Below are 20,557 nucleotides of genomic sequence, written 5' to 3' on the forward strand. Positions count from 1 at the left end.
CGTCCCCCACAGCGTCGTCGGAGATCAGCGCGCCCACAGGCGCGCGAGACACCCGCAACCCCCGGAGGTAACCCCGTGCCCACCACCGTCCCCGCTCTCGTCGCCGCCTCGGCCGGCGCCTCGTTCGAGCGCAGCACCATCCAGCGTCGCGACGTCGGCGCCCACGACGTGCAGATCGACATCGCCTTCGCCGGCATCTGCCACAGCGACATCCACCAGGCCCGCGAGGAGTGGGGCAAGGCCATCTTCCCGATGGTGCCCGGCCACGAGATCGCCGGCGTCGTCACCGAGGTCGGCTCCGAGGTGACCAAGCACAAGGTCGGCGACCGCGTCGGCATCGGCTGCTTCGTCGACAGCTGCCGCGAGTGCGAGAACTGCCTCGCCGGCGAAGAGCAGTTCTGCGTCAAGGGCAACGTGCCCACCTACAACGGCCGCGAGTACACGGGCGAAGAGACCTACGGCGGCTACAGCAAGCAGATCGTGGCCGACGAGAACTACGTGCTGTCGATCCCCGAGGGCATCGCCCTCGACGAGGCCGCGCCGCTGCTCTGCGCCGGCATCACCACCTACTCGCCCCTGAAGCACTGGGGCACCGGCCCCGGCACGAAGGTCGCCGTCGTCGGCATGGGCGGGCTCGGCCACATGGCCGTCAAGATCGCGCACGCCATGGGCGCCGAGGTCACCGTCATCAGCCAGACGCTCTCCAAGCAGGAGGACGGCCTCAAGCTCGGCGCTGACCACTACTACGCGTCGAGCGACCCGTCGACCTTCGACGAGCTGAAGAGCTCGTTCGACCTGATCATCAACACGATCTCGGCCGACATGGACATCGACGCCTACGCCCGCACGCTGCGCCTCAACGGCACCATGGTCTTCGTCGGCCTGCCCGAGAACCCGCAGTCGTTCCGCGCCGGCTCGCTCATCATGGGCCGTCGCAGCCTCGCCGGCTCCAACATCGGCGGCATCCGCGAGACGCAGGAGATGCTCGACTTCTGCGCCGAGCACCACATCGGCGCCGAGATCGAGACGATCAGCGCCGACCAGGTCGACGAGGCCTACGAGCGCGTCGTCGCGAGCAAGGTGCGCTACCGCTTCGTGATCGACACCGCCACGATCTAGTCGCCCCGCAGCACGACGACGGCCCCCTCCCGACCAGGGAGGGGGCCGTCGTCGTCCCCGGGCGGGGCCGCCGACCCCGGGCGACGGCGTCGGCACGTCGGCGTCAGGCTCGCCCGCCGTCGACCCCGAGGAGTCGCGGGTCGCCTACCGCGGGCCGGCGGGCGTGTTGAAGCGGTGCAGCCAGCCCGAGAACTGGGCGAGCTCGTCGTCCGTCCAGCCCTCGACGTGGCTGCGGAACACGGCGCGGTTCTCGTGCCGGACCTCGAGCATGCGCGCCTCGGCCCGCTCCGTGCTCCGGAGCATCGAGACCCGGCCGTCGGAGGCGTCGGCCACGACGTCGACGAAGCCGGCCTCGCGCAGCAGGGCGACCTGGCGGCTGACGGCGCCCTTGTCCATCGCCATGGCCCGGACGATCTCGCCGGCCGTGCAGGGCTGGTGCTTCATCACGTAGCGCAGCACGTAGAACGCCGTCGGCGGCACGTCGGGGTCGAAGCGGGAGGCGGCGGCCGCGATGGTGCGCTTCGCCTCCACCATGAGCGAGCCGATCTCGTCGACCACGCTGGCCATCAGGCCCTCCCGGCCCTCGTCGTCGGCCACGGGGAGGCGCGGGGCGTCGAGCACCGCGCCTCCCGGCTGGCCGTCATCGATCGGCTGCGACATCCTTCTCCTCGACCAGGGACGAGAACACCGGGCTCTCGCTCAGCTCGTCGTCGGACACGGGGTGGCCCGCCACCTCGGCGGCCCCGGTCGCGATGATCGTATCGACGGTCCCGGTGCGCGGATGCGCGTCGGCCGGGGCGCTCGAGACCGCGGGCGCGAGCCCGGCGGTCGCCGCGGCGCCCTTGGTCGCCGGGGAGGCGGCGGCTCCGTCGACCGGTGCCGCGCCTCCCTGGGGGCCGGCCGCGGCGGCGCGCTGGATGCCCGACTTCGTGCCGAGCTCGACGTTCGGCAGCAGGCAGACGAACACGATGGTGATGATCGCGAGCGGTGCCGCGATGAGGAACACGTCGGCGACGCCCTGGCCGTACGCGGACTCGATGATGGTGCGGATCGGGCCGGGCACGGTGCTGAGGTCGGGGATGCTCGTGGTCGACTCGCCGCTGCCGAGCGCGCTCGGGTCGACGCCGGCGTCGGTGAGGCCGTCGGTGATGTAGCCCGAGACCTTCGTGCCGAGCACGGCGCCCATGACCGAGACACCGATCGTGCCGCCGAGGCTGCGGAAGAACGCGACGCTCGAGGAGGCGGCGCCGACGACGCTCACGTCGACGGAGTTCTGTACGACGAGCACGAGGTTCTGCATGACCATGCCGATGCCGAGCCCCATCATCGCCATGAAGACGGAGACGACGGCGAAGTTCGTGTCGTACTCGATGGTCGACATGAGGAAGAGGCCGGCGGCGAGGAGGATCGAGCCCACGATCATGTAGGGCTTCCACTTGCCGTACTTCGAGATGAGCGCACCGGCCACCATCGACGAGATCAGCAGGCCGAGCACCATCGGCAGGGTCAGGATGCCCGCCATGGTCGGCGACTGGCCGCGGGCCAGCTGCATGTACTGGCCGAGGAAGACGCTGGTGCCGAACATCGCGACGCCGACGCTCAGCGAGGCGATCACCGCGAAGGTGAAGGTGCGGTTCTTGAACAGCGTGAGCGGGATGATCGGCTCCTTCGAGCGGAACTCCACGACGACGGCGAGGGCGAGCAGCACAGCTGCGCCGAGGCCCATCAGCCAGCTGGTGGCCGAGGCCCACTCGAACTGCTTGCCGCCGAGCGACACCCAGATGAGCAGCAGCGAGACGCCGCCGGCGATCAGCCCGGCGCCCCAGTAGTCGACGACGACCTTCTTCTTCGGCTTGGCGGGCAGGTGCAGCGTGCGCTGGATGACGATCAGCGCGGCGATGCCGACCGGCACGCCGACGAAGAAGTTCCAGCGCCAGCCGATGGTGTCGGTGAGCACGCCGCCGAGCAGCGGGCCGCCGATCGTGCCGACGCTCATCACGGCGCCGAGGTAGCCCATGTACCGGCCGCGCTCACGCGGGCTGATGATGTCGCTCATGACGACCTGCACCAGGGCGGTGAGGCCGCCGGCGCCGAGGCCCTGGAAGACGCGGAAGGTGATCAGCGTCGCGGTGTCCTGCGAGAAGCCGGCCGCGACCGACGCGAGCACGAACAGCACGAGGGCCACCTGCAGCAGCACCTTGCGGTTCGTGAGGTCGGAGAACTTGCCCCAGAGGGGCGTGCTGACGGTCGTCGCGAGCAGCGTGGCGGTGATGACCCAGGTGTACGAGGTCTGGCTGCCGTTGAGGTCGCTGACGATGCGCGGCAGCGAGGTCGACACGACGGTCGACGAGAGGATCGCCACGAGCATGCCCATCAGCAGGCCCGACAGGGCCGTGAGGACTTCGCGGTGGCTCATGCCGGGCGCTTCGCCCGGTTCGTGGGGAGCCGCGGGCTTCGTGCCCGCGGCGGTGGTGGTCTGCGACAAGGTGCGCTCCGTGGTCGTTCTGAGATGGGGGTCGCTGACCGCCGTTGGTCAGGTAGTTGCTGAACGTCAACCATACGCCGTAGTTGACGGAACGCAACCATCTCGCTGCAGATCGTGCAGACTTTTTCCCGAGATACGTCCGCACACGACGGAGGCGCGGTGTGCGTTCTCCGCACACCGCGCCTCCGGCAGGCCCTCGCGGGCTAGCGCACTTCCTCCGGCCGTTTCTTCCGGAACATCTCCGCCGGCTGGTGCTCGCCGTTCCACACCTGCGTGATGCCCCAGACCACGGCCATCAGCGGCACGGCGATGACCGCGCCGACGACGCCGCCGAGGATGGTGCCGGCGGTCAGGGCGACCAGGATGACGAGGCCGTGCAGCTGCAGGGTGCGGCCCATCAGCACGGGCTGGAGGAAGTTGCCCTCGAGCTGGTTGACGAGCACGACGACCGCGATGACCCAGATGGCGGCCACGGGGCCGTTGGCCACGAGGGCGACGAGCGCCGCGAGGATGCCCGCGGCGGTGGCGCCGACGAGCGGGATGAACGCGGTGAGGAAGACGACCACGGCCAGGGGCAGCGCCAGCGGCACGCCGATGATCGCGAGGCCGATGCCGATGCCGATCGCGTCGACCGCGGCGACGGTGGCCGTGCCGCGCACGTAGCCGCCGAGGGTGGCGACCGTCTTGTCGCCGATGCGACGGGCCCGGGCGTACTGCTCGCCCTTGAACGGGCGGAGGAGGAACTCCCAGATGGCCGGGCCGTCCTTGAGGAAGAAGAACAGCACGACGATCATCAGCACGAGTCCGGTCGCGAAGCTGCCGATCGCACTCGCGCCGGCGAGGGCGCCCGAGCCGAACTGCGCGCTCGTCACGAAGTCGACGACGGTGTTCCGCACGGACTCGATCTGGTCGTCGGTGATCGAGAACGGCAGGGTGGTGATCCAGTCCTGAAGCTGGTTGAAGCCCTCCGTCGCCGACTTGGCGAGCGTCGACGCCTGGTTCTCGACGGCCCAGACGAGCAGCCAGCCGACGAGGCCCAGCACGACCACGACGCCGAACAGGGCGATGATCGTGGCGAGGAGGCTCGGCACCCGGTGCCGGCGCAGGAAGGCGATCAGCGGGTACATCGCCGAGGCGAAGATCAGCGCGAGCAGCACGGGCAGCGTGACGAGGCTCAGCGAGAGGAAGGTGTAGATCACGGCGATGCCGACGACGACGACGGCGATGATCTGCAGGCTGCGGATGGCCAGGCGGCCGAACGCGTCGGTCCAGATGCTGCTCTGGACGGCGGCGTTGTGCTCGACCACCTCGGCGTCCTTGGTGCGGAAGAGTCCCACGGTTCGTCCTCGTCGTTCTGTGTGGTGGTCATGGTGCGCGGCCGGAGGGCGTGCGACGACGTCGTGCGGTGCACGACCGTCTCATCGAACTACCTGAGGGGCTCGGAGGGCCACCTGCCACGCGGGCGACGGGAGAGGAGCCGCCGGGCGGAGCCGCCGGGCGGAGCCGCGGGGCCCGTCAGGCGCGGGGCCGCAGACGACGCCAGACGGCGCGCGTGCGCAGCGGGTCGGCCCGCCACCAGCGGGTGAACGGCACCCCCGAGCGCCCGTGCACCGCGAAGACCCGCAGCGCGCGCCGCGTCCGCAGCCCCGGGTCGGCGCCCCGGTCGAACGGCCGCGCCGAGATGCCCGCCACGACGTCGCGCCGGTAGACGAGGCGGCCGCCCCGCGTCGGCGCCAGGTCGCCGAGGTGGAGGGCGAGGTCCATGTCGTCGTGCAGCCCCGTGTCGCGGCGGTGCACGACGTCGCTCACGGCGGCCCACGCCGACCGGCGCATCATCATGGTCGACCCGAACAGCGGCCAGTGCGCCAGCGCCGAGCCCACGAGCCAGTGATACGCGCCGACGTACGCCGCCGAGAGCAGCCTCTGGGCCCCCACGGGCGCGTCGTAGAAGCGGGCGTTCGTCGTGACCGCGAGCACGTCGCCGTCGGCCTCGAGGGTGGCCGCGAGCTCGGCGACCCACGTGCGCGGCAGCACGCTGTCGGCGTCGCAGCGACCGATCAGGTCGCCGGTCGCGGCGTCGTACCCGGTGGAGGCGGCGGCCGCGATCCCGACGACGGGCTCGGTGACGACGCGCGCACCCGCCGCGGTCGCGACCGCCACGGTGTCGTCGGTGCTGCCGTTGTCGACCACGAGCACCTCGTCGGGCAGCCGCGTCTGGCGCGCGAGCGACCGGAGGCAGGCCTCGAGGTGCCGCGCGTCGTCACGGACCGGGATCACGACGGAGACTCGCACCGGCCCAGTCAACCGCGCCTAGCCTGGGCCGGTGACCACCACCGTCGTCGTCGTGTCCGACACCCACGTGCCGCAGAAGGCCCGCGCCGTGCCCGACGAGCTCTGGGCGGCGGTCGAGGCCGCCGACGTCGTCGTGCACGCCGGCGACTGGACCGGCACCGCGATCCTCGACGAGTTCGAGCGGCGCTCCCGACGCCTGGTCGGCGTCTGGGGCAACAACGACGGCGACGAGCTCCGGGCCCGGCTGCCGGAGGTGGCCCGCGAGACGATCGACGGCGTCCGCGTCGCCGTCGTCCACGAGACGGGACAGAAGGAGGCGCGGGAGGCCCGGGCGGACCGCCTCCACCCCGAGACCGACCTGCTGCTCTTCGGCCACAGCCACATCCCGTGGGACTCGACCACCGCCTCCGGCACGCGCCTGCTCAACCCCGGGTCACCGACCGACAAGCGGCGACAGCCGCGGGCCACGTACCTCAGCCTCGTGCTGGACGCGGGCACCGTGCGCGACGTCGTGCTGCACGAGCTGCCGCTCCGGCCGACGACCCGGTCGCGCCGGGCCGACCTGCCCGCGGGGCCGGTGCGGGAGATCGACGTGATCGTGCCCCACCCGCGCCGCCGCGACTGACGGCGACGCGAGCCGGGGCGGTCGGGCCGGGGAGTCGCCGCGGCTAGGAGGCGGGAGTCTCGGCCGGGGCCGGCGTCTCGGCCGGTGCCGACTCGGTGGGCTCGGGCGTCGGCGTGGCCGTCGACGTCGCCGAGTCGGAGTAGCTGTTGCCGGCCGCGGTCACGACGAAGTTGCGGAACTCCTCGTTGGTGAACGGCAGGCTCGGGTCGTACTGCTGGCCGTTGACCAGGACGGTGGGCGTGCCGCGGAAGGTCTCGACGTCGCTGTTCGGCAGCGGCCCGTCGAGCACGCGCTCGGTCGAGGCGCTGACCCAGGAGGCGAACTCCTGGTCGTCGATGCAGGTCTCGATCGCGGAGGCCTGCTGCACGCCGTCGACGCCCGTGGCGATGTCGGCGAGCTGCGAGTCGTCGAGGCCGCGCGTGCCCTCCTCCGGCTGCTGCTCGAACATGGCGGTGTTGAAGTCGAAGAAGGAGTCGGGCGAGTAGTTCGCGACGCAGGCGGCGGCGTTCGCGGCGCGGTTCGAGTACTTCGTGCCCAGCGAGCTGTTGGTCAGGATCGCGATCGGGTGGTACTCGACCGTCGCGGCGCCCGACGACACGAGGCCGGCGATGTAGTCGTTGTTGGCCGCCTCGAACTGGCCGCAGATCGGGCAGAGGTAGTCGAGGTAGACGACGATGTCGACGGTGTCGGAGGCCGCCGTGGTCTCCGTCGCGACGGGCTCGTCGCCCGCGTCGAGCGCGGGGGTCGTCTGCGCGACGAAGTCCTGGCCGATGCGGATGCCGTCGCTGGCCATGTTGGCGGGGCCGGGGCCGGCCGGCTTGATGCTGTTCGTGATGACCAGGACGACGCCGACGACGATCGCGACGACGACCAGGCCGAGGCCGCCCTGCAGCACCCAGCGGCTCGTCCGCTGACGGCGCTTCTGCTTCTTGCGGGCGAGCTGCGCCTTCTCGCGGGCGGCGGCCCGACGCTGGTTCTTGGTCAGCGACTTGTCGTTCTCAGTCATGGGGGTGCGGTTCTCCGATGCGCGACGGGGGTCGGGGCGTCGCGTCGTTGAGGGGCAGACGGGTAGGGCGGAGCGGGTCGGAGAGCACGTGGCGCGCCTCCTGCCCCCCGTGATCCTAGGAGAGCGCGCTGGGAGATGTCCGGACACCATCCCCCCGACCCCCCTCCGGCCACCCGTCCGGGGGCCCTGCCAGGGGCCGTTCTGTGGCATGCTGAGGCGCGGTGGTCATCGTCGACCAACACGGTTGATCACCGTCCATTCACAACGGATCGTCCGGCACGTACCTGCCGGTGAAGGAGAAACGAATCATGGCGTCCGTGACGTTCAGCAAGGCAACCCGTCTCTACCCCGGCTCGACCCGCGCAGCGGTCGACGCCATCGACCTCGAGGTCGCCGACGGCGAGTTCCTCGTCCTCGTGGGCCCCTCGGGCTGCGGCAAGTCGACCACCCTCCGCATGCTCGCCGGCCTCGAAGAGGTCAACAGCGGCGACATCTTCATCGGCGACCGCAACGTCACCGACGTGCCGCCGAAGGACCGCGACATCGCGATGGTGTTCCAGAACTACGCGCTGTACCCGCACATGACCGTCGCCGAGAACATGGGCTTCGCGCTCAAGATCGCCGGCGTCGGCAAGGAGGAGCGCGCGACCCGCGTCCTCGAGGCCGCGAAGCTGCTCGACCTCGAGCCCTACCTCTCGCGCAAGCCCAAGGCCCTCTCCGGTGGTCAGCGTCAGCGCGTCGCCATGGGCCGCGCCATCGTGCGCCAGCCCCAGGTCTTCCTCATGGACGAGCCGCTGTCGAACCTCGACGCCAAGCTCCGCGTCCAGACCCGCACCCAGATCGCCTCCCTGCAGCGTCGCCTCGGCGTCACCACGGTCTACGTCACCCACGACCAGACCGAGGCCCTGACCATGGGCGACCGCATCGCGGTCCTCAAGGACGGCGTCCTGCAGCAGGTCGGCACCCCCCGCGACCTGTACGAGAAGCCGCAGAACGTCTTCGTCGCCGGCTTCATCGGCTCGCCGGCCATGAACCTCCTGCCCGCCGACGTCGTCGACGGCGGCATCAAGTTCGGCACGGCCGTCACCTCGGTCGACCGCGACACCGTCGGCCAGGCCAACGGCAAGAGCGTCACCGTGGGCGTCCGCCCCGAGGACGTCGTGGTCAACACCACCGGCGAGGGCCTCGCGGTCACCGTCGACGTGGTCGAGGAGCTCGGCGCCGACGGCTACCTCTACGGCCACACCGAGGTCGACGGCGCGCGCGTCGACATCGTCGTGCGCGTCGACGGCCGCAACCACCCGGGCCTCGGCGACACGATCTACATCACGCCGCAGGCGCACCACGTGCACGTCTTCGACACCGAGAGCGGCCAGCGCCTCGGCGACAAGGCCGTCGTCAGCGCGTAGCCCCCGCACCCCCGATCGGCCCGTCGCGTCGCCAGGAGAACCTCTCCGAGCGACCCGGCGGGCCGATCGCCCGTTCCGCCCCCGACCACCCCCGATCGCCCGGCGCGCCCCGGCCGTCCGACCAGAGAAGACCCATGAGCGACTCCCTCAACATCACCTCGGCCACCGTCGACCCGGCGCTGCTCGACCTGCCGTGGTCCCTCCCCCTCGACGAGTGGCCCGACGAGGCCATCGCGGCCCTGCCGAAGGGCATCTCGCGGCACCTGGTGCGCTTCGCGCACCTCAGCGGCTACGTGATCGCGATCAAGGAGACCTCGGGCGAGATGGCCCGGGGCGAGTACGAGATGCTCCGCACCCTGCAGCGGATGGACATCCCCTGCGTCGACCCCCTGGCGGTCATCACGAACCGGCGCGACGTCGACGGCTCGCCCCTCAACCCCGTGCTCGTCACGCGGCACCTCAAGTTCTCGCTGCCCTACCGGGCGCTGTACTCGCAGACCCTCCGCCCCGACACCGCGAAGCGGCTCGTCGACGCGCTGGCCCTGCTGCTCGTGCGCCTGCACGTCATCGGCTTCTACTGGGGCGACGTCTCGCTCTCGAACACGCTCTTCCGGCGCGACGCGGGGGCCTTCGCGGCGTACTTGGTCGACGCCGAGACCGGCAAGCTCTACCCGGGCGGGCTCTCGAACGGCCAGCGCGAGAACGACCTCGAGGTCGCCCGCGTCAACATCGCCGGCGAGCTGCTCGACCTCGAGGCCGGCGGACGCCTCGACGACAACCTCGACGCCGTCGACGTCAGCAACGGCATCGTCGCGAAGTACCGCAGCCTCTGGACGGAGCTCACCGGCAGCGAGACGTTCTCCAGCTCGGAGCGCTGGCGCATCACCGACCGGGTCGAGCGGCTCAACGACCTCGGCTTCGACATCGAGGAGCTCGCGATCAAGACGGCCGAGGGCGGCACCCAGGTGCGCATCCAGCCCAAGGTCGTCGACGCCGGCCACCACTCCCGCCGCCTGCTGCGCCTCACCGGCCTCGACGTGGAGGAGAACCAGGCCCGGCGCCTCCTCAACGACCTCGACGCCTACCGGCTGCGCACCGGCAACACCGACGCGGACGAGGAGATGGTGGCGCACGAGTGGGCCGCCCGGGTGTTCGAGCCGGTCGTCCGGTCCATCCCCCGCGACCTCCGCGGCCGCCTCGAGCCGGCGGAGGTCTTCCACCAGCTGCTCGAGCACCGCTGGTACCGCTCGCAGCAGGAGAACCGCGACGTGCCCATCGCCGAGGCGCTGACCTCGTACATCAACGACGTGCTGCGGCACCGCCGTGACGAGCGCACCGTCATCGACCCGGCCACCGAGTCGATCACCCTGCCCGACGCCGAGCTGCTCGAGGCCGAGGACGACGACGACGACTGGCGCTCCAAGGTCTGACCCCGACGCGGTCCCTTCCGTGACCACGCAGAGGAGGCGCGGTGCCGGTCGACCGGCACCGCGCCTCCTCTGTGTCGGGGCTGACGAGCGCTACGAGCGCTCGGCGCGCAGCTTCGAGATCTCGTAGAGCGTGACGCTCGCGGCCATGCCGGCGTTCAGCGACTCGACGGCGCCCGTGATCGGGATCGACACGATGGCGTCGCAGGTCTCGGCGACGATGCGCGAGAGGCCCTTGCCCTCGCTGCCCACGACGACCACGAGCGGGCGGTCGGCGAGCTCGAGGCCCGGCAGCATGACGTCGCCGTCGCCGTCGAGGCCCAGCACGAAGACGCCCTGGTCCTTGAACGACTTGAGGGTCTGCGTCAGGTTCGAGGCCATCGCGACGGGGATGCGCGCCGCGGCGCCGGCCGAGGTCTTCCACGCCGAGGCGGTGAGGCCGACCGAGCGACGCTGCGGGATGATGACGCCCTGGCCGCCGAACGCGGCGACCGAGCGGATGATGGCGCCGAGGTTGCGCGGGTCGGTGATGCCGTCGAGCGCGACGAAGAGCGGGTTCTGGCGACGCTTGATCGAGCCCTCGAGCAGGTCGACCGGGTGCGCGTACTCGTACGGCGGCACCTTGAGGGCGACGCCCTGGTGCACCGAGTCGGGGCCCGTGAGGCGGTCGAGCTCGGGGCGCATGACCTCGAGGATCGGCAGCCCGCGACGCGTCGCGAGGTTGAGGATCTCCTTCGTACGGTCGTCCATCTCGATGCGCGCCGCGATGTAGAGCGTCGAGGCGGGGATGCGCGTGCGCAGGGCCTCGAGCACCGAGTTGCGGCCGGTGACCATCTCGCTGTCGTCGGAGCTCTTCGGCTTGCGACGCGGGGCGTCCTGCCCGCCGCGGCCGGCGATCGGCGACCCGGCACGGGGGCCGTTGCCGCCGCGGCCCCGGGCGGCGTCGAGGCGCTCGCGCGCCGCCTTCGCCTTGCCCGCGGGGTGGTACGGGCGGTCCTCCGCGGCGGGCGTGGGCTTCTTGCCCTCGAGCGCTTGCCGCCCCTGGCCGCCGCTGCCGACCTGCTTGCCCTTGCTGCCCTTGCGGACGGCGCTGCTGCTCGGCCGCCCCTTGTTCGCTCCGCTGGTGTTCTTCACTGTTCGAGGCTCCAATGCGACCCGCTGGGGGTGTCTTCGATGGTGACGCCGGCGGACGCCAGCATCTCGCGTACGCGGTCGGCCTGCGCGAAGTCGCGCGCGGCCCTGGCTTCCTGGCGGCTGGCGAGGAGGGTCTCGACGAGGGTGCCGAGCGCGCGGTGCGCGTCGCCCTCGTCGTCTCCGCGCCACTCGGGCGCCAGCGGGTCGATGCCCAGCACGGCCACCATGGCGGCGACGTGCTGGCGGTCGCGGGCGGCCGTGTCGAGGTCGCCGTCGTCGAGGGCGACGTTGCCCGACCGGACGGCGTCGTGCAGCACGGCGATCGCCTGCGGCACGTTGAGGTCGTCGTCCATCGCCTCGGCGAACTCGTCGGGCACGACACGGGCGCCGACACCGGCGAAGCGGGTGTCGGCCAGACGGCGCTCGGCGCGGGAGAGGAACGTCTCGACGCGGTCGAGCGCGGCCTCCGCCTCGACGAGCGCGCCGTCGTGGTAGTCGATGGTCGAGCGGTAGTGCGCCGCGCTGAGGAAGTAGCGGACGACGACCGGCCGCGCGAGGGCGAGGAAGTCGGCGGCGAAGATCGAGTTGCCGAGCGACTTCGACATCTTCTGGCCGTCGACGGCGACGAGGCCGTTGTGCAGCCAGTGGTGCGCGAAGGCGTCGCCGGCCGCGGTCGACTGGGCCAGCTCGTTCTCGTGGTGCGGGAACCGCAGGTCGAGGCCGCCGCCGTGGATGTCGAAGGCGCTGCCCAGGTAGCGCTTCGACATCGCCGAGCACTCGATGTGCCAGCCGGGCCGGCCGTCGCCCCACGGCGACGACCAGCTCGCCGAGGCGGGCTCGTCGGCCTTCGCGCCCTTCCAGAGCGCGAAGTCGCGGGGGTCGCGCTTGCCGCGCGGGTCGGCGTCGGCCGCGGGGGCCATGTCGTCGAGGCCCTGGTTCGTCAGGGCGCCGTAGCTCGGCCAGCTCGCGGTGTCGAAGTACACGTCGCCCGAGCCGTCGGGCGCGGCGTAGGCGTGCCCGCGGTCGATCAGCGTCGCGACGATCTGCTGCATCTCGGTGACGCTCGCGGTCGCGCGCGGCTCGTAGGTCGGCTGCAGCACGCCGAGCGCCTGGTACCCCGCGGTGAACTCGAGCTCGTAGCGGTAGGCGCGCGCCCACCACTCCTCGTCGGTGCCGCTCGAGAGCGCGAGGATCTTGTCGTCGATGTCGGTGACGTTGCGCACGAGGGTGACGTCGAGGCCGCGGTAGGTGAACCAGCGGCGCCACAGGTCGTAGACCAGCGCGCTGCGCAGGTGGCCGATGTGCGGCGACGACTGCACGGTGGGCCCGCAGACGTACAGCCCCACCCGGCCGGGCTCGAGGGGGACGAAGTCGACGAGCGCCTGCTCGCGGGAGTCGTAGAGGCGGATGGTCACGCGGTCAGCCTATTCAGTGGTCGTCGGCGGACGGGTCGGACGACCCGTCGTCGGTGAGCGAGGTCGGGGCGACGGCGCCCCGTGCCGGGGCGGAGGCGGAGCCAGGGCCCCGGGGAGGCGCGGTGCGCGCCGCCGGGTCGACGACCGACACCAGAGCGGTCGCGATCGCCGTGAGCCCCTCGCCGCGCCCGGTGAAGCCGAGCCCGTCGGTGGTCGTGGCCGACACGCTGACGGGAGCGCCGACGACCTGCATCAGCCGCTCCTCCATCTCGAGGCGGCGGGCGGAGAGCCGGGGCCGGTTGCCGACGACCTGGACGGCGACGTCGACGACGTCGACGCCCGCGTGCGTCAGGCGCTCGACGGCCGCGGTGAGGAAGACCTCGCCGCTCGCGCCGGCGAAGCGCGGGTCGTCGGTGCCGAACATCGAGCCGATGTCGCCGAGGCCGGCGGCCGAGAGGAGGGCGTCGACGACGGCGTGCGCGACGGCGTCGCCGTCGCTGTGGCCGGCCAGGCCCGCCTCGCCCTCGAAGTGCAGGAGGCCGAGGTGCAGCGGCGCGGCCGGGTCGAACGCGTGGACGTCGATGCCGAGCCCGGTGCGGAGGGCGGGGTCGGGCCGGAGGCGCGGGTCGGGAGCGCCGACCGCCGCGGCCTGCTGCGCCGCGATCGTCTCGGCGCGTTGGAGGTCCCACCGGGTGGTGATCTTGAACGCGACCGGGTCGCCCTCGACGACGACGACCTCGTGGCCGGCCGCCGCGAACAGGGCGGCGTCGTCGGTGTGCTCGGCCCGGGCCGCGGCGTAGGCGGCGTCGAGGGCCGCCCGCGGGAAGCCCTGGGGGGTCTGCATCGCGACCAGCTCGGAGCGGTCGACGGTGTCGAGCACCGTGCCGGCCTCGTCCACGCGCTTGATCGTGTCGCTGACGGGGAGCCCCGGCACGACGCCGCGGCCGGTCGCCTCGACCGTCGACGCGACGAGGTCGAACTGGGCGGTGGGGGTGAAGGGGCGCGCGCAGTCGTGCACCAGGACGGTCGCGACGTCGGGGGCGACCGCCCCGAGGCCGGCGGCGACGCTGGCCTGTCGGCTGGCGCCTCCCGCGACCACCGCGACGTGGTCGGCGACGTGCCCGGCCGCCGCGACGACGAGCTCCGTGGCGTCGGCGAGCTGCTCCTGCGGCACGACCACGACGATCTGGGTGGGCACCGCCGAGGCGAGCACGGCGTCGAGCGAGCGGGCCAGGATGCTGCGCCCGGCCACCTCGACGAAGGCCTTCGGCGTGCCGAGGCCGAGACGCGTGCCGCTCCCGGCCGCGACGACGACGACCGCCCGACCGACCCCCGTCAGGGAGCCGACCGTGCGGTCGTCGGTGGTGCTAGGACGCAAGAACCTCGTCGAGGACGCTCGACGCCTTCTCTTCGTCGGTCTTCTCCGCGAGGGCGAGCTCGCTGATCAGGATCTGGCGGGCCTTGGCGAGCATGCGCTTCTCGCCGGCGGACAACCCGCGGTCCTGGTCGCGGCGCCACAGGTCGCGGACGACCTCGGACACCTTGATGACGTCGCCCGACGCGAGCTTCTCCAGGTTCGCCTTGTAGCGGCGGGACCAGTTGGTGGGTTCTTCCGTGAACGGCGCACGGAGGACGTCGAACACGCGGTCGAGCCCTTCTTTGCCGATGACGTCCCGGACGCCGACCAGGTCGACGTTGTCTGCGGGTACCTCGATGGTCAGATCACCCTGGGTGACGCGAAGCTTGAGGTACAGCTTCTCTTCGCCCTTGATGATCCGCTTCTTGACTTCAGAGATCGTCGCGGCCCCGTGATGGGGGTAGACGACGGTCTCTCCGACCTCGAACTGCATGAATCAGGCTCCATTCTGCGACGCCCAGGATACCATGGAAGGTCGGTGGTAAGGCTGCCCTGACGAACCGCCCCGCTCTGCCCTCGCTAAGCTGGGGCAGACCTTTGCCGTGAACTGGATCCTGGAGGCACTCGTGCGAGTCGCATCTGCAATTGACCGTCGAGGCGTCCGCGCCCTCGCCGCCGCCACCGTGGGTGCCGCCGTGCTCGTCGTCGCCGCCGGCTGCAACTTCATCAGCCCCCAGCGCACGACCCAGTTCTACGACGCCAGCGACGGCACGAGCGTCACGGTCGGCGACGTCAAGGTGCTCAACGCGCTGGCCCTGACCGAGGACGGCGCCGAGGCCAGCCTCGTCATGTCCATCGTCAACAGCGGCGACGACGCGGCGCAGGTGAGCTTCCAGTACGAGACCGAGTCGGGCGACGAGACGCAGACCGTCGACGTCGACGCGAACTCGCAGGTCGACCTCGGCACCGAGGTCGGCCAGGAGCAGTTCGTGATGAGCGACCTCGACGTCACCCCCGGCGCGCTGCTGCCCGTGTTCGTCCAGTACGGCACCGAGACCGGCAAGAGCCTGCAGGTGCCCGTGCTGACCGGCGAGCTCTCCGAGTACGCGACCCTGCTCCCGACGCCGGGCGAGACCACGGCGCCCTCCGCCGAGTCGACGACGCTCCCGTCGCCCGAGGACGGCACGCCCTCGGCCACGCCGACCCCGTAGCGGCACGCGGCGCCCGAACGGCGCCGAGACGACCAGAGGCCCGGCCCGCGTCAGCGGGGCCGGGCCTCTCGTGCGTCGGCGGTCGGACGGAGGCCGCCCGCCGACGGCGCCTCAGGCCTCGATGCGGTACCCGAGCCCGCGCACGGTCACGAGCGCCTTGGGCTCGGAGGGCACGGGCTCGATCTTCGAGCGGATGCGCTTGATGTGCACGTCGAGGGTCTTGGTGTCGCCGAAGTAGTCGGAGCCCCAGACCCGGTCGATCAGCTGACCGCGCGTCAGCACGCGGCCGGCGTTGCGCATCAGCAGCTCGAGCAGCTCGAACTCCTTGAGCGGCATCGCGACGTCCTCGCCGCGCACCGTCACGACGTGGCGCTCGACGTCCATGCGGATGTCGCCCGCCTCGAGCATGCCGTCGGCGAGGTCGTCGCCGTCGTCGGCCCGGCGACGGAGGACCGCCCGGATGCGCGCCAGCAGCTCCCGCGTCGAGTACGGCTTGGTGACGTAGTCGTCGGCGCCGAGCTCGAGCCCCACGACGATGTCCACCTCGCTGTCCTTCGCGGTCAGCATGATGATGGGCACCTGCGACCTCGAGCGCAGCACCCGGCAGACCTCCGTGCCGGGGATGCCGGGCAGCATCAGGTCGAGCAGCACGAGGTCGGCGCCCGACTTGTCGAACAGGGCCAGGGCGGACGGGCCGTCCTCGGCGACTGTGACGCGGTAGCCCTCGCGCTCGAGGATGAAGGCCAGGGGCTCGCTCAGCGACTCCTCGTCCTCGACGATCAGGATGTGGGTGCTCATCGGGTATCGGTGTCTCCTCGTGTGGTGACCATGACAGGGACGGAACGGGTGTCGGGGCGGGCCTCGAACTCGGGCAGCCGGATCGTGAAGGTCGACCCGCTGCCGACCTGCGACCAGACGCGCACCTCGCCGCCGTGGTTCTGGACGACGTGCTTGACGATCGCGAGGCCGAGGCCGGTGCCCCCGGTGCGGCGCGACCGGGCCTGGTCGACGCGGTAGAAGCGCTCGAAGACGCGGTCGAGCTCGTGCTCCGGGATGCCGTAGCCCTGGTCGCTGACCGCGATCGAGACGCCGCCCTCGTCGTCGACGGTCGCGCCGATGCCGATCCGCGACCCGTCGGGCGAGTAGGCGATGGCGTTCGAGACGAGGTTGTCGACGGCGGTGACGAGCATCGTCTCGTCGCCGAGCACCTGCGCCTTCTTGCCGCCCCGGACGACGAGCGAGATGCCCCGCACCTCGGCCTCGACCCGGTTGCGGTCGACGGCGGTGTCGACGACCGCCCGCACGTCGACGGGGTCGCTCGACTCGAGCGCGTCGGTGGCCTGCAGCCGCGAGAGCTCGATGATGTCCTGGGTGAGGCGGCCGAGCCGGTCGGCCTCGCGCGTCAGGCGGCCGGCGAAGTGGCGGACGCGCTCGGGGTCCGCCGAGGCCGCGTCGAGCGCCTCGGCGAGCAGGCCCACCGCGCCGATCGGGGTCTTCAGCTCGTGGCTGATGTTGGCCACGAAGTCGCGGCGCATGTCGTCGAGCCGGCGGCCCTCGGTGTGGTCCTCGGCGAGCACGAGCACGTAGCGGCCGCCCAGCACGGCGGCCCGCACGCCGAGGGCGACGGTGGCCTCGGAACCGGGGAGGCGCGCCAGGGTGAGCTGCGCCTCCTGCGGGTCGTCGCTCCGCCGCGCCAGGTCGACGAGGGCCTCGACCTCGGGGTGCACGAGGTGCTCCTGGGCGGAGACCAGGCCGAGCTGACGGGCGAACGGCGAGGCCTTCAGCACGTTGCCCGACGGGTCGACGACCAGCCCAGCCGACGAGAGGGCGTCGAGCACCGCGTCGATGCCGTCCGGCAGCGTCGTCTCGACGAGTGCCGCGACGCGGGCGGCCCGGCGCTGAGCCGACACCACCACCATCACGACCGCGGCGCCGACCAGGACGCCGAAGAGCAGCGAGGCCGGCACCAACCAGGTTGGTTCCATGCAGGTCACGATAGTGAACGCCCGGGGCGGGAACGGACGAGAGCCAGCCGGAGCGCTGTACTTTGGGCACTGTTGGGCCTCCCGTCACCGACCGTTAACCTCCACCCGTGAGAGTCGACGGGACTGTGCGGGCGGCTCCGCCGGCACAGCACGGGGCGGTCGCCCCGAGACCCGGACACCCCCGGAACGACGAGAGGCCCAGACTCCCATGCGCGAGGTATTCCAGCAGGAACTGCAAGAGGTGCAGGAGCGCCTCGTCGAGATCGCGGGCCTCGTCGCCGTCTCGATCGAGAACGCCACCACGGCCTTCAACGACTCCGACGTGACGCTGGCCGAGAAGGTCATCGCCGACGACGACCGCATCGACGAGCGCGCGATCGCCCTCGACGAGCTCGCCATCGACATCCTGGCCCGCCAGAACCCCGTCGCCCGCGACCTCCGCATCGTGGTCAGCGCCCTGCGCATCAGCGCGTCGCTCGAGCGCATGGGCGACATGGCCGAGCACATCGCCCAGCTCGCCCGGTACCGCTTCCCCGAGAAGGTCGTGCCGAAGTCGCTGCGCCCGACGTTCCAGGAGCTCGGCCGCCTCGACGTCGCCATCGCGAAGAAGCTCACCGAGCTGCTCACGACGGAGGACGTCCGCCTCGCGGAGGAGATCCGCAACGACGACGACCGCATCGACGAGCTGCACCTCAGCGTCTTCGACAAGGTGCTCGGCGAGACCTGGAAGGGCGCGGCGGTCGACACCGTCGACTCGACCCTCGCGTCGCGCTACCACGAGCGCTTCGCCGACCACGCGGTCTCCATCGCCAAGAAGGTCCAGTACCTCGCGACCGGCGACTGGGTGGCCGCCGAGGTCTGACCCGCTGCGGGATGATGGGGGGATGGCTTCTGTCGCGATCCTCGTCAACGGTCTGCCCGGCTCGGGCAAGACCACCGTCTCGGCCACGCTGGCCGGCGTGCTCGGCTGCCCCCTGCTCGCGGTCGACCCCGTGCAGGAGGCGCTGGCCGACCTGGCCGGGCCGATGATCGCCCCACAGGCGGTGCGGCGCATCGCCGTGGACGCCGTCTGGGCGATGGCCGGCGAGGTCGAGGCCGGCGTCGTGGTCGACGCGGGCTGGCGGCCCGACGACGACCTCGACGGCGTGCGCGCCGGCGTCGAGCAGGCCGGCTCGCCCCGCGTGCTCGAGGTGTGGTGCGAGGTGGCTCCCGAGCTCGCGCTCGCTCGCTCGGCGGCCCGCGTCGAGGGCGGCGGCCGTCACCCCGTGCACGGCACGGCCGACGAGCTGGCCGCCGGCTGGGCCGACCGGGTCGAGGGCGCGGGGCCGCTCGGCGCGTGGCCGGTCGTGCGCGTCGACACGAGCGGCGAGGTCGACGTCGACTCCCTCGTGATGGAGATCAGCGCGCACTTCGTGTGACGGGCACTGCGTGTGACACGCTTGGCGTGTGACACGACGGAGCCCGCCCCCGCACGACGGCGGGGGCGGGCTCCGGTGGCGAGGTCGCGCCTACAGGCCCTTTTTCTCCCCCTGCGCCGCGACGGCGGCCGCACCGGCGGCGGCGGCCTGCGGGTCGAGGTAGCGGCCGGGGCCGGTGGGGCGGAAGTCGTCGTCGAGCTCGTAGACGAGCGGGATGCCGGTGGGGATGTTGAGCTCGGAGATCTCGTCGTCGCTGATGCCGTCGAGGTGCTTCACGAGCGCGCGCAGCGAGTTGCCGTGGGCGGTGACCAGCACGACCTTGCCCTCGGCGAGGCTCGCGGTGATGTCGCTCTCCCAGTAGGGGATCATGCGCTCGATCACGAGGGCGAGCGACTCGGTGCGCGGGGCGTCGACGCCGAGCTCGGCGTAGCGGACGTCGTGCGCCTGCGAGAACTCGCTGTCGTCGTCGAGGGGCGGCGGCGGCACGTCGAACGACCGACGCCAGGTCTGGAACTGCTCGGGGCCGTACTGCTCGAGGGTCTGCGCCTTGTCCTTGCCCTGGAGGGCGCCGTAGTGGCGCTCGTTGAGCCGCCACGAGCGCTTCACGTCGATCCAGAGGCGGTCGGCCTCCTCGAGGGCGATGTCGGCGGTCTGGATGGCGCGGGTGAGGCGCGACGTGTACAGGATGTCGGGCTGCATCTGGTGCTCGACGAGGAGCTCGCCGGCGCGCTTCGCCTCGGCGCGGCCCTGCTCGCTGAGGCGCACGTCGACCCACCCCGTGAAGAGGTTCGCCTGGTTCCACTCGCTGTTGCCGTGACGGAGGAGGATGAGCGTCGAAGTCATGCCTCCAGCGTATCGCCGACGCCCCGGGCTGTCAGACTCGGAGCCATGCCCATCGGATCGATCACGCGCGGCACGACCGGCACCAACCGGCTCCGCCGCGTCGACCGGTGGATCGCCGCGCACCCCGTGCTGCGCCGTGCCGACGACCCGTTGGTCGTCGACCTCGGCTACGGGGCCAGCGCGACCACTCCCCTGGAGCTGCACCAGCGCCTCCGGAAGGTCCGGCCCGACGTCGAGGTGGTCGGCATCGAGATCGACCCGGAGCGGGTGCGGCTCGCGTCGCTCTCGGCGCGGCCCGGCGTGAGCTTCCGGCTCGGAGGCTTCGAGGTGCCGCTCGACGGCGGGCGGCGCCCGGCCGTGATCCGGGCCCTGAACGTGCTGCGGCAGTACGACGAGTCGCAGGTCGACGCGTCGTGGCGGCTGATGACGTCGCGGCTGCAGCCCGGCGGGGTGCTCGTCGAGGGCACCTGCAACGAGGTCGGCCGCGTCGCGAGCTGGGTCGACGTCACCGAGGCGGGGCCGCAGACGTTCACGGTCGCGCTGCACCTCGCCTCGCTCGAGGCCCCGTCGGTCGTCGCCGAGCGGCTGCCCAAGGCGCTCATCCACCGCAACGTGCCGGGCGAGCGCGTGCACGACCTGCTGGTCGACCTCGACCGGCAGTGGGCGATCGCGGCCCCGCTCTCGGTCTACGGACCGGTGCAGCGCTGGATCGCGACGGTGGAGGGCCTGCGGGCCGCCGGCTGGCCCGTGCGGCACGGCCGGACCCGCTGGCGGCTCGGCGAGCTGACCCTGCCCTGGAGCGCGGTGGCGCCCCGCCCCTGAGCCCGCGGG

The 20,557-nt window shown here is 72.0% G+C and carries 19 protein-coding genes and 1 pseudogene; 8 read left to right on the top strand and 12 right to left on the bottom strand.

All coding sequences use genetic code 11. From position 1 onward, the window contains the following. The first annotated feature begins 75 nt into the window (after positions 1-75). Positions 76-1,119, top strand: a complete 1,044-nt coding sequence (locus ASF82_RS11205; RefSeq protein WP_056057031.1) for an NAD(P)-dependent alcohol dehydrogenase — start codon at positions 76-78, stop codon at positions 1,117-1,119. Between the two features lie 144 nt (positions 1,120-1,263). Here the strand turns inward: ASF82_RS11205 and ASF82_RS11210 are convergent, their stop codons facing one another. The 4 genes from ASF82_RS11210 to ASF82_RS11225 all read right to left on the bottom strand — a co-directional run bounded on the left by ASF82_RS11210 (position 1,264) and on the right by ASF82_RS11225 (position 5,896). Next, entirely contained in the window at positions 1,264-1,779 is a 516-nt protein-coding gene (locus tag ASF82_RS11210; protein WP_056057033.1) for a MarR family winged helix-turn-helix transcriptional regulator, read from the bottom strand. Next, a complete protein-coding gene (locus tag ASF82_RS11215) occupies positions 1,760-3,535 on the bottom strand; it encodes an MDR family MFS transporter (protein WP_082514719.1) in 1,776 nt (591 codons plus the stop codon). The genes ASF82_RS11210 and ASF82_RS11215 overlap by 20 nt, the downstream gene beginning before the upstream one ends. A 272-nt stretch (positions 3,536-3,807) precedes the next feature. After that, positions 3,808-4,941: an AI-2E family transporter gene (locus ASF82_RS11220; RefSeq protein ID WP_056057036.1), complete on the bottom strand. Its 1,134-nt coding sequence runs from the start codon at positions 4,939-4,941 to the stop codon at positions 3,808-3,810. Between the two features lie 178 nt (positions 4,942-5,119). Next, complete coding sequence (locus tag ASF82_RS11225; protein ID WP_056057039.1) at positions 5,120-5,896, bottom strand: glycosyltransferase family 2 protein; 777 nt, start codon at positions 5,894-5,896, stop codon at positions 5,120-5,122. 31 nt (positions 5,897-5,927) lie between these two features. Here ASF82_RS11225 and ASF82_RS11230 point away from each other — a divergent pair, with 31 nt between their 5' ends. Continuing rightward, entirely contained in the window at positions 5,928-6,521 is a 594-nt protein-coding gene (locus ASF82_RS11230) for a metallophosphoesterase (RefSeq protein WP_082514587.1), read from the top strand. 43 nt (positions 6,522-6,564) lie between these two features. On the opposite strand, the gene ASF82_RS11235 is transcribed toward ASF82_RS11230, so the two are convergent. Next, the gene (locus ASF82_RS11235; protein ID WP_056057041.1) at positions 6,565-7,527 is read right to left on the bottom strand and encodes a thioredoxin domain-containing protein; all 963 of its coding nucleotides are present in this window, start codon (positions 7,525-7,527) and stop codon (positions 6,565-6,567) included. A 308-nt stretch (positions 7,528-7,835) separates the two neighbouring features. Between ASF82_RS11235 and ASF82_RS11240 the strand changes: the two genes are divergently transcribed. Then, positions 7,836-8,936, top strand: a complete 1,101-nt coding sequence (locus ASF82_RS11240; protein WP_056057042.1) for an ABC transporter ATP-binding protein — start codon at positions 7,836-7,838, stop codon at positions 8,934-8,936. Positions 8,937-9,070: 134 nt separating this feature from the next. After that, a complete protein-coding gene (locus ASF82_RS11245; RefSeq protein WP_056057045.1) occupies positions 9,071-10,366 on the top strand; it encodes a DUF4032 domain-containing protein in 1,296 nt (431 codons plus the stop codon). A 90-nt stretch (positions 10,367-10,456) separates the two neighbouring features. Here ASF82_RS11245 and rlmB read toward each other — a convergent pair whose 3' ends face one another. The 4 genes and pseudogenes from rlmB to ASF82_RS11265 form a co-directional block, all read right to left on the bottom strand. Continuing rightward, complete coding sequence (gene rlmB, locus ASF82_RS11250) at positions 10,457-11,497, bottom strand: 23S rRNA (guanosine(2251)-2'-O)-methyltransferase RlmB (RefSeq protein ID WP_056057046.1); 1,041 nt, start codon at positions 11,495-11,497, stop codon at positions 10,457-10,459. Beyond that, positions 11,494-12,912, bottom strand: a complete 1,419-nt coding sequence (gene cysS, locus ASF82_RS11255) for a cysteine--tRNA ligase (RefSeq protein WP_056057048.1) — start codon at positions 12,910-12,912, stop codon at positions 11,494-11,496. The genes rlmB and cysS overlap by 4 nt, the downstream gene beginning before the upstream one ends. A gap of 148 nt (positions 12,913-13,060) precedes the next feature. Further along, positions 13,061-14,290: pseudogene (gene ispD / locus ASF82_RS11260) on the bottom strand (2-C-methyl-D-erythritol 4-phosphate cytidylyltransferase); the annotation flags it as partial. Next, positions 14,280-14,762: a CarD family transcriptional regulator gene (locus ASF82_RS11265; protein WP_043597211.1), complete on the bottom strand. Its 483-nt coding sequence runs from the start codon at positions 14,760-14,762 to the stop codon at positions 14,280-14,282. The pseudogene ispD and the gene ASF82_RS11265, both read right to left, overlap by 11 nt. A 109-nt stretch (positions 14,763-14,871) precedes the next feature. On the opposite strand from ASF82_RS11265, the gene ASF82_RS11270 reads away from it, so the two are divergent. After that, positions 14,872-15,480: a DNA modification methylase gene (locus tag ASF82_RS11270; protein WP_156370104.1), complete on the top strand. Its 609-nt coding sequence runs from the start codon at positions 14,872-14,874 to the stop codon at positions 15,478-15,480. A 111-nt stretch (positions 15,481-15,591) separates the two neighbouring features. On the opposite strand, the gene ASF82_RS11275 is transcribed toward ASF82_RS11270, so the two are convergent. Together ASF82_RS11275 and ASF82_RS11280 are read right to left on the bottom strand one after the other, a co-directional pair. Continuing rightward, a complete protein-coding gene (locus tag ASF82_RS11275; RefSeq protein ID WP_056057051.1) occupies positions 15,592-16,278 on the bottom strand; it encodes a response regulator transcription factor in 687 nt (228 codons plus the stop codon). Then, a complete protein-coding gene (locus ASF82_RS11280) occupies positions 16,275-17,465 on the bottom strand; it encodes a cell wall metabolism sensor histidine kinase WalK (protein WP_056057053.1) in 1,191 nt (396 codons plus the stop codon). The genes ASF82_RS11275 and ASF82_RS11280 overlap by 4 nt, the downstream gene beginning before the upstream one ends. Positions 17,466-17,673: 208 nt before the next feature. Between ASF82_RS11280 and phoU the strand changes: the two genes are divergently transcribed. Next, the gene (phoU, locus tag ASF82_RS11285) at positions 17,674-18,327 is read left to right on the top strand and encodes a phosphate signaling complex protein PhoU (protein WP_056057055.1); all 654 of its coding nucleotides are present in this window, start codon (positions 17,674-17,676) and stop codon (positions 18,325-18,327) included. 22 nt (positions 18,328-18,349) lie between these two features. Then, a complete protein-coding gene (locus ASF82_RS11290) occupies positions 18,350-18,883 on the top strand; it encodes an AAA family ATPase (RefSeq protein ID WP_056057058.1) in 534 nt (177 codons plus the stop codon). 90 nt (positions 18,884-18,973) lie between these two features. On the opposite strand, the gene ASF82_RS11295 is transcribed toward ASF82_RS11290, so the two are convergent. Further along, positions 18,974-19,726 carry a phosphoglyceromutase gene (locus ASF82_RS11295; RefSeq protein WP_056057060.1) on the bottom strand — a complete coding sequence of 251 codons (753 nt, stop codon included), beginning with the start codon at positions 19,724-19,726 and terminating at the stop codon, positions 18,974-18,976. 45 nt (positions 19,727-19,771) lie between these two features. Between ASF82_RS11295 and ASF82_RS11300 the strand changes: the two genes are divergently transcribed. Further along, complete coding sequence (locus ASF82_RS11300) at positions 19,772-20,548, top strand: class I SAM-dependent methyltransferase (RefSeq protein WP_056057063.1); 777 nt, start codon at positions 19,772-19,774, stop codon at positions 20,546-20,548. Positions 20,549-20,557: the final 9 nt, after the last annotated feature.

This window comes from Frigoribacterium sp. Leaf164 (assembly GCF_001423665.1).
GTDB lineage: Bacteria > Actinomycetota > Actinomycetes > Actinomycetales > Microbacteriaceae > Frigoribacterium > Frigoribacterium endophyticum.